Source organism: Micromonospora sp. NPDC085948, from assembly GCF_040686315.1.
Classification (GTDB): domain Bacteria; phylum Actinomycetota; class Actinomycetes; order Mycobacteriales; family Micromonosporaceae; genus Micromonospora.
Window position 1 is genome coordinate 87239 of the sequence record NZ_JBFBJW010000021.1, and the last position, 8503, is coordinate 95741.

The 8503-nt window shown below is 71.0% G+C and carries 9 protein-coding genes; 1 reads left to right on the forward strand and 8 read right to left on the reverse strand.

What is annotated here, in order from left to right; all coding sequences use genetic code 11:
- Positions 1 to 288: 288 nt before the first annotated feature.
- From AB0O48_RS33150 to AB0O48_RS33185, 8 genes are all read right to left on the reverse strand, one after another.
- Positions 289 to 816, reverse strand: coding sequence for a metal-sulfur cluster assembly factor (locus tag AB0O48_RS33150; protein ID WP_365069824.1), 528 nt, complete (start codon positions 814 to 816; stop codon positions 289 to 291).
- 67 nt (positions 817 to 883) lie between these two features.
- Positions 884 to 1357 (reverse strand): Fe-S cluster assembly sulfur transfer protein SufU, encoded by a 474-nt coding sequence (sufU, locus tag AB0O48_RS33155; protein ID WP_350865704.1) that lies wholly within the window; start codon positions 1355 to 1357, stop codon positions 884 to 886.
- Entirely contained in the window at positions 1357 to 2661 is a 1305-nt protein-coding gene (locus tag AB0O48_RS33160; RefSeq protein WP_357573062.1) for a cysteine desulfurase, read from the reverse strand. The genes sufU and AB0O48_RS33160 overlap by 1 nt, the downstream gene beginning before the upstream one ends.
- A gap of 20 nt (positions 2662 to 2681) precedes the next feature.
- Entirely contained in the window at positions 2682 to 3455 is a 774-nt protein-coding gene (gene sufC / locus AB0O48_RS33165; RefSeq protein ID WP_357069837.1) for a Fe-S cluster assembly ATPase SufC, read from the reverse strand.
- Entirely contained in the window at positions 3455 to 3781 is a 327-nt protein-coding gene (locus tag AB0O48_RS33170; RefSeq protein ID WP_357256083.1) for a non-heme iron oxygenase ferredoxin subunit, read from the reverse strand. The genes sufC and AB0O48_RS33170 overlap by 1 nt, the downstream gene beginning before the upstream one ends.
- Positions 3781 to 4929 carry a Fe-S cluster assembly protein SufD gene (sufD, locus tag AB0O48_RS33175; protein WP_357256081.1) on the reverse strand — a complete coding sequence of 383 codons (1149 nt, stop codon included), beginning with the start codon at positions 4927 to 4929 and terminating at the stop codon, positions 3781 to 3783. Before sufD ends, AB0O48_RS33170 begins: the two co-directional genes overlap by 1 nt.
- Positions 4930 to 5020: 91 nt before the next feature.
- Positions 5021 to 6451 carry a Fe-S cluster assembly protein SufB gene (gene sufB, locus AB0O48_RS33180; protein WP_266244341.1) on the reverse strand — a complete coding sequence of 477 codons (1431 nt, stop codon included), beginning with the start codon at positions 6449 to 6451 and terminating at the stop codon, positions 5021 to 5023.
- On the reverse strand, positions 6448 to 7155 hold the full coding sequence (locus AB0O48_RS33185) for a transcriptional regulator (RefSeq protein ID WP_357256124.1): 708 nt from the start codon (positions 7153 to 7155) through the stop codon (positions 6448 to 6450). Before AB0O48_RS33185 ends, sufB begins: the two co-directional genes overlap by 4 nt.
- Before the next feature lie 191 nt (positions 7156 to 7346).
- Between AB0O48_RS33185 and AB0O48_RS33190 the strand changes: the two genes are divergently transcribed.
- Positions 7347 to 8312, forward strand: coding sequence for a COX15/CtaA family protein (locus AB0O48_RS33190; RefSeq protein WP_357573063.1), 966 nt, complete (start codon positions 7347 to 7349; stop codon positions 8310 to 8312).
- The last annotated feature ends 191 nt before the right edge of the window (positions 8313 to 8503 follow it).

Below are 8503 nucleotides of genomic sequence, written 5' to 3' on the forward strand. Positions count from 1 at the left end.
CAAGGACACGCAACGCGGGCGCAGGGCGCGAGGACGCGGGCGCACGGCGCGAGGACGCGGGCGCACGGCGCGAGGACGCGGGCGCACGGCGCGAGGACGCGGGCGCACGGCGCGAGGACGCGGGCGCAGACACCGCGCAAGGACGCGGGCGCGGGACGCACCCGCGCACGGCGCAGGTGACCCGCGGCCCTGGCGCACTCCCTACGCGCGCGGGGCGGGGGCGTAACGCATCGAGCGCGACACCCCGCGGGGTGTCGCGCTCGACGGGCAGAGCCGACCGGAGTCGGCTCAGACGTTGAAGCCGAGGGATCGGAGCTGGTCCCGACCCTCGTCGGTGATCTTGTCCGGGCCCCACGGCGGGAGCCACACCCAGTTGATCCGGATGTCGTTGACCAGGCCACCGCCGGGGCCGGTGGTCAGCGCCTGCCGGGTCTGGTCCTCGATCACGTCGGTCAGCGGGCAGGCCGCCGAGGTGAGCGTCATGTCGAGGGTGGCGACGTTCTCGTCGTCGACGTGTACGCCGTACACGAGGCCCAGGTCGACCACGTTGATGCCCAACTCCGGGTCGACGACGTCCTTCATCGCCTCCTCGATGTCGGCGATCATGGCCTTGCTGACGCCGCCCGTCGGGGCGACCGCGTCGCCGGCAGCCGGGGCGACCGCGTCGCCGCCCGTCGAGGCGACGGCGTCGCCGGCCGCCGGGGCCACGGCACCGTCGGTCGTCACGGCGTCGGTCGTCAGGGCGTCGGTCTGCGACGCCGCGACGGCGTCACCGGCCTCCGGCGTCGCCGCGGTAGCGGTGTTCTCGCTGCTCATGCCGTCCCTCCGCATCGCTTCGTGATGCCACCAGGCACCACGGTGTCATTCGCTCGCTGACGCTCGCTCACGCCTTCACCTCCGGGCTCGCGCCCACACCGGCGCGTGCCGCGGCGTCCTTGAACGCCATCCACGGCAGCAGCGCGCACTTGACCCGGGCGGGGTAGCGGGCCACACCCGCGAAAGCAACCCCGTCACCGAGCACGTCCTCGTCCGGCGTGACCTGGCCACGTCCGGACATCAACTCCACGAACGCCTCGTGCACCTCGAAAGCTTCCCCGGCGCCCCGACCGCGCAGCAACTCGTGCAGCACGCTCGCCGACGCCTGGCTGATCGAGCAGCCCATCCCGTCGTACGAGATGTCGTGCAGGACCGTGCCGTCGGTGGCCACCCGGACGGTGACCTCGTCGCCGCAGGTCGGGTTGACGTGGTGCGCCTCCGCGACCTGGTCACCCGGGTCGTCGGCGTCGCGCAGGCCACGCCCGTGCGGGCGCTTGTAGTGGTCCAGGATGATCTCCTGGTAGAGCTGGTCGAGCTGCATCAGTCGAACACCTTCCGCACCTGCTCCAGACCGGCCACCAGAGCGTCGATCTCCTCGGTGGTGGTGTAGAGGTAGAACGAGGCTCGGGTCATCGCCGGGACACCGAACCGGCTGCACACCGGCTTGGCGCAGTGGTGGCCCACCCGCACCTGCACGCCGAGCGAGTCGAGCACCTGACCCACGTCGTGCGGGTGCACGTCACCCAGCGCGAACGAGATGGTGCCGCCCCGGCCGACCGGCACGGTCGGACCGAAGATCCGCAGGTCGGGCACCGCACCGAGGGCGTCCAGCGCGTACGCCGTCAGCTCCTTCTCGTGCCACTGGATCGCCGGCATCCCGATCCCGGTGAGGTAGTCCACCGCCGCGCCGAGCGCGACCGCCTCGGCGATCGGCGGCGTGCCCGCCTCGAACCGGGCCGGTGGCGCGGCGAACGTCGAACGGGCCATGGTGACCGTCTCGATCATCGACCCACCGCCGAACACCGGCGGCATGGCCGCCAGCAGCTCGCCCCGACCCCAGAGCACACCGATGCCGGTCGGGCCGAGCATCTTGTGGCCGGTGAAGACGATGTAGTCGGCGTCCAGGTCGACCACGTCGATCGGCAGGTGTGGCACCGACTGCGAGCAGTCCAGCAGCAGCAGCGCGCCCACCTCACGGACCCGCGCGGTGATGCGGGAGGTGGCGTTGACCGTGCCGAGGATGTTGGACATGTGCACCAACGAGACGATCTTCGTCCGTTCGGTGACCAGGTCCTCCAGGCCCGACTCGTCCAGCCGCCCCTGCTCGGTGACCGGGAACCAGCGCAGGGTCGCGCCGGTCCGTTCGCAGAGCAGCTGCCACGGGACGATGTTCGAGTGGTGCTCCATCTCGGAGATCACCACCTCGTCGCCCGGCCCCAGCCGGAACCGCGGGTCGGCGTCCGGGCGCAGCGAGGCGTTCGAGAAGGCGTACGCCACGATGTTGATCGCCTCGGTGGAGTTCTTGGTGAACACCACCTCGTCGACGCTCGGCGCTGAGATGAACGCGGCGATCTTCGCCCGCGCCCCCTCGTACGCTTCGGTGGCCTCGGTGCCCAGGGTGTGCACCGACCGCGACACGTTGGCGTTGTGCCGCGCGTAGTGCTCGTCGAGCACGTCGAGCACCTGCCGGGGCTTGTGCGAGGTGTTGGCGCTGTCGAGGTAGACCAGCGGGTGCCCGTTGATCTCCCGGGACAGGATCGGGAAGTCGGCGCGCACCCGGGCCACGTCGAAACGTGGCACGTCGTCGTACTGCGGCATCCCCGCGGGGATCGCGATGCTGGTCATCTCGGCAGCGCCTCTCCTGCTCAGGCCTTGGCCGTGCCGGCCCCGGCGGCGTACCGCTCGTAGCCCTCGGCCTCAAGCTTGTCGGCCAGCTCCGGGCCGCCCTGCTCGACGATCCGGCCGGCCACGAAGACGTGCACGAAGTCCGGCTTGATGTAGCGCAGGATCCGCGTGTAGTGGGTGATCAGCAGCATGCCGGTGTCGCCGTTGTCGCGGACCCGGTTGACGCCCTCGCTGACCACGCGCAGCGCGTCCACGTCGAGGCCCGAGTCGGTCTCGTCGAGGATGGCGATCTTCGGCTTGAGCAGCTCCAGCTGGACGATCTCGTGCCGCTTCTTCTCACCGCCGGAGAAGCCCTCGTTGACGTTGCGCTGGGCGAACGCCGGGTCCATCTGCAGGCGCTCCATCGCGCCGCGCAGCTCGCCACCCCAGGTGCGCAGCTTCGGCGCCTCGCCGTCGATGGCGGTCTTCGCGGTGCGCAGGAAGTTGGCCACCGAGACGCCGGGCACCTCGACCGGGTACTGCATGGCCAGGAAGAGGCCGGCGCGGGCCCGCTCGTCGACGGTCATGGCGAGCACGTCCTCGCCGTCGAGGGTCACCGTGCCGCCGGTGATCTCGTACTTGGGGTGACCGGCGATCGAGTACGCCAGGGTGGACTTGCCGGAACCGTTCGGACCCATGATCGCGTGGGTCTCACCGGACTTCACGGTCAGGTCGACGCCGGCCAGGATCGGCTTGAGCTCACCCTCGGGCAGCTTGACCGACACCTTCAGGTCGCGGATCTCCAGGGTGCTCATTATCGGGTCACTCCATTACTCGGCGTCAGGCTGAGGTAGATGTCGCCGTCGCGGACTTCGACGGGGTAGACGGGGACGGGTTCGGTGGCCGGCAGGCCACTCGGCGCGCCGGTGCGCAGGTCGAAGCGCGAGCCGTGCAGCCAGCACTCCAACGTGCAGCCGTCGACCTCGCCCTCGGAGAGCGCGACGGCGGCGTGCGAGCACTCGTCGTAGGCGGCGTAGAACTCGCCGTCCTCGCCGTGCACCAGCGCGATCGGGGTGCCGTCGACGTCCGCGCTGATCGCGGTGCCCTTCGGCACGTCCTCGGCGGAGCAGATGCGGATCATCAGGCGCCCGCCTTGGTGAGCCGGGCCTCGATCGCGTCGCCCAGGCGCTCGCGCAGCGACTCCACCGGGATCTTGTTGATCAGCTCGGCGAAGAAGCCGCGGACCACCAGGCGGCGGGCCTCGCTCTCCGGGATACCCCGGGCCATCAGGTAGAAGAGCTGCTCGTCGTCGAAGCGGCCGGTCGCGCTGGCGTGGCCGGCGCCGGCGATCTCGCCGGTCTCGATCTCCAGATTGGGTACGGAGTCCGCCCGCGCGCCGTCGGTGAGCAGCAGGTTCCGGTTGATCTCGTACGTGTCGGTGCCGGTCGCCTCGGCCCGGATCAGCACGTCGCCGACCCAGACGGTGTGCGCGTCCTCGCCCTGCAGCGCGCCCCGGTAACCGACGTAGCTGCGGCAGTCCGACACGGAGTGGTCGACCAGCTGCCGGTGCTCCAGGTGCTGCCCGGAGTCGGCGAAGTAGACGCCGTACAGCTCGGCCTCGCCACCCCGATCGGTGTATTCCACGCTCGTGAACTGCCGGACCAGGTCACCACCGAGGGAGACCTGGATGTGGACGACCCGGGCGTCGCGGCCCAGCTTGATGTTGACGTGCTGCGCCTGGACCGCGTCCTCGGCCCAGTCGGCGACCGTGACCAGGGTCAGCTTCGCGCCGTCGGCGACGAACACCTCGACGTTGTCGGCGAGCGTGGTCGAGCCCTCCTGGGAGAAGACGACGGTGGCCTCCGCGAACCGACCCACCTGGACCTGGGTCCGGGCGAAGGCCAACTCCTCGGGGTACGCGCCCAGCAGCCGGACGATCACCGCGTCGGACACGACGGCCTCGGCCGCCACCTCGACAAGCGCGACGCGCGCCGCCCCGCCGTGGGCCAGCGCGCTGACCCGGTCGGTCGGCACCGACGCGGACACGACGCTGGGATCGGTCGGCTCGACGAGCCGCACCGACACCCCGGCCGGCAGGTCCGGGTGCTCGACGGTGACGCCCCGGCCGGTGGCGGCCGAGGTGTCCGCCGTGGCCAGGCCGCGCAGGCGCTTGAGCGGGGTGAAACGCCACTCCTCCTCCAGGCCGGTGAGGGCCGGGAAGTCAGCGACGTCGTACGAGCGCAGCGCCTGCGACTTGGTGCTGGGCGGCGCGGAAGCCTGGGTAGTCATGTCTTCCTTGGTCTGTCTGTTCCGTGACGACGAGGGTGGGGCGGGGTGCGGGCGGGCCGAGGTTCCGGCCCGCCCCGCGGGAGCGGCGGCGTCAGCCGACCGCGCCCTCCATCTGAAGCTCGATCAGGCGGTTGAGCTCCAGGGCGTACTCCATCGGGAGCTCCTTGGCGATCGGCTCGATGAAGCCGCGCACGATCATGGCCATCGCCTCGTCCTCGCTCAGACCCCGGCTCATCAGGTAGAAGAGCTGGTCATCACTGATCTTGGAGACGGTCGCCTCGTGCCCCATCGACACGTCGTCCTCGCGGATGTCGACGTACGGGTAGGTGTCCGAGCGGGAGATGGTGTCGACCAGCAGGGCGTCGCACTTGACCGTGCTCCGGCTGTGGTGCGAACCCTCCAGGACCTGCACCAGACCCCGGTACGAGGTGCGGCCGCCGCCACGGGCGATCGACTTGGAGATGATGGTCGAGGAGGTGTGCGGGGCGGCGTGCACCATCTTGGCGCCGGCGTCCTGGTGCTGACCCTCGCCGGCCATCGCCACCGAGAGCACCTCGCCCTTGGCGTGCTCGCCGGTCATGTAGACCGCCGGGTACTTCATGGTCACCTTGGAGCCGATGTTGCCGTCGACCCACTCCATGGTCGCGCCCTCGTGGCAGACGGCGCGCTTGGTGACCAGGTTGTAGACGTTGTTCGACCAGTTCTGGATGGTCGTGTAGCGGCAGCGCGCGTTCTTCTTCACGATGATCTCCACGACCGCGCTGTGCAGCGAGTCGGAGGAGTAGAGCGGCGCGGTGCAGCCCTCGACGTAGTGCACGTACGCGCCCTCGTCGACGATGATCAGCGTCCGCTCGAACTGGCCCATGTTCTCCGTGTTGATCCGGAAGTAGGCCTGCAACGGGATCTCGACCTGCACACCCTTCGGCACGTAGATGAACGAGCCACCGGACCACACGGAGGTGTTCAGCGCGGCGAACTTGTTGTCGCCGACCGGGATCACCGTGCCGAAGTACTCCTTGAAGACGTCCTCGTGCTCGCGCAGCGCGGTGTCGGTGTCCAGGAAGAGGACGCCCTGCTCCTCAAGGTCCTCACGGATCTTGTGGTAGACGACCTCGGACTCGTACTGCGCCGCGACACCGGCGACCAGCCGCTGCTTCTCCGCCTCCGGGATGCCCAGCCGGTCGTAGGTGTTCTTGATGTCCTCGGGCAGGTCCTCCCAGCTGGTGGCCTGCTTCTCGGTGGACCGCACGAAGTACTTGATGTTGTCGAAGTCGATGCCGGTGAGGTCCGCGCCCCAGGCCGGCATCGGCTTGCGGCCGAACAGCCGCAGACCCTTCAGCCGCAGGTCGAGCATCCACGCCGGCTCGTTCTTCTTGGCCGAGATGTCCCGCACCACCGCCTCGTTGATGCCGCGCTGGGCGACCGCCCCGGCGGCGTCCGGGTCGGACCAGCCGTACTCGTACCGACCCAGGGCGGCAAGCTGCTCTTCCTGGGTCAGGGGCTGGACAATCTGCTCGGTCATCTATCTGTCCTCACAGTGGTGACGGGATTACCGGATTGAGCACGCCCCGGCTGGGTCGGAATGTGCGTGGTGCACACCCCGTCGCCGTGCGCGATGGTGGCAAGGCGCTGTACGTGGGTGCCGACCAGACGGGAGATCACCGCGGTCTCGGCCTCGCACAGCTGAGGGAACTCGGCGGCCACGTGCGCCACCGGGCAATGGTGCTGGCAGAGCTGACCGCCGGAGGCGATCGTGGTCGCGTTGGCAGCGTAACCCTCGGCGGTGAGCGCCGCGGCGAGTGCCTCGGCTCGGGCGAGGGGATCGTCGCCGGCGTCCTCCATGGCCGTCCGGCAGCGCGACTCCAGGGCGGACACCTGCTCGGTGGCGAACGCCTCGACCGCCTCCGATCCGCCGTTGCGGACGATCCACCGCAGCGCCGCGGTGGCCATGTTGTCGTAGTGATGGGTGCCACAGCGGACCCGGCCGGCCTCGGTCAGCATGAACACCTTGGCCGGACGCCCCCGACCGCGACTGCCCCGCACGGCCTGCTCGCGGGCGTACACATCGCCGTCGGCGAGCATCGCGTCGAGGTGCCGGCGGATCGCCGCCGGGCTGAGCCCGAGGGCGACGCCGAGCTGCGCGGCGGTGGTGGCACCCTGCTCCAGCAGCAGTTGGGTGACCCGGTCGCGGGTGGAGATCTCCGCCGCGGTGACCCCGCCGGGCATCCCCGACGTGGCCACGACCGACGCGGACGCGGACGCGCCGACGGCCGGGACAGCCGTCGGCTGGTGCTCGGGGAGCGCCGCCGCGTTTTTCACAACGCCAACGTTACGTAATTACCCGGAGGGTCGCAAACCCGGGCCCCGGTGATCCGAACCACCGAGCCGACGGAGTCGGACGAACCTCGATCACTACAGTGCGTAGGATTTGCGCCGTGAACCGAATCGCCCGTCCGGTCCCCGGCATCCTGCTGCGCCGCCTCGCGCTCGCCTCGATCATCGCGAACGTGGGCATCGTCCTCACCGGCGGGGCCGTCCGGTTGACCGCCTCGGGCCTCGGCTGCCCCACCTGGCCGCGGTGCACCGACGACTCGTACGTCACCACCCCCGAGATGGGTGTGTACGGGGTGATCGAGTTCAGCAACCGCATGCTCACCTTCGCGGTGGGCCTGATCGCGCTGGCCACCCTGCTGGCCGTACTGCTGCACCGGCCCCGTCGACCCGGGCTCCTCGCCCTGGCCGTGGCGGTCTTCCTGGGCATCCCCGCCCAGGCGGTGATCGGTGGCATCACCGTGCTGACCAACCTCAACCCCTGGGTGGTCGGCCTGCACTTCCTCGCGTCGATGGCGGTGATCGCCGCCGCGTACGCCCTCTGGCGGCGCATCGGCGACCCGGACGGCCCGACCGTGGCCGTGGTGCCCACGCCGCTGCGCGCGCTGGCCCGGGTCACCACCGGCGTGGCGGTCGCGGTGCTGGTCATCGGCACCTGGGTCACCGGCAGCGGCCCGCACGCCGGCGACCACGGCGCCGCCCGCAACGGGCTCGACCCGGAGACGATCTCGCAGGTGCACGCGGACGCCGTCTTCCTGCTGATCGGCCTCTCGGTGGCGCTGATCTTCGCGTTCCGCGCAGTCGGCGCGCGACGGGCCACCCGGGCCGCGATCGTCCTGGTAGCCGTCGAGCTGGGTCAGGGCCTGATCGGCTTCGTGCAGTACTTCACCCACGTGCCCGCGATCCTGGTCGGCGCACACATGCTCGGCTCCTGCCTGGTGCTGCTGGCCGCGCTGTCGGCGCAGTGGTCGACCCGCGAACGCCGCCCGGTCACCCCGGCCGCCGCGACCGCTCCGGCGGACACCGCACCTCCGGTCGCAGCCACCGCCTGACCACCCTGCGCGCCCCGGCCCCGCCGGCCACCGCCCGACCGACCGCCTGGCGGGCGTCGGCGCCCCGCACCCCGCGCCGTGCCGCGCCCCGCGCCGTGCCGCGCCCCGTGCCGTGCCGCGCCCCGTGCCGTGCCGCGCCCCGTGCCGTGCCGCGCCCCGTGCCGCGCCCCGCCCCGTGCCGCGCCCCGCCC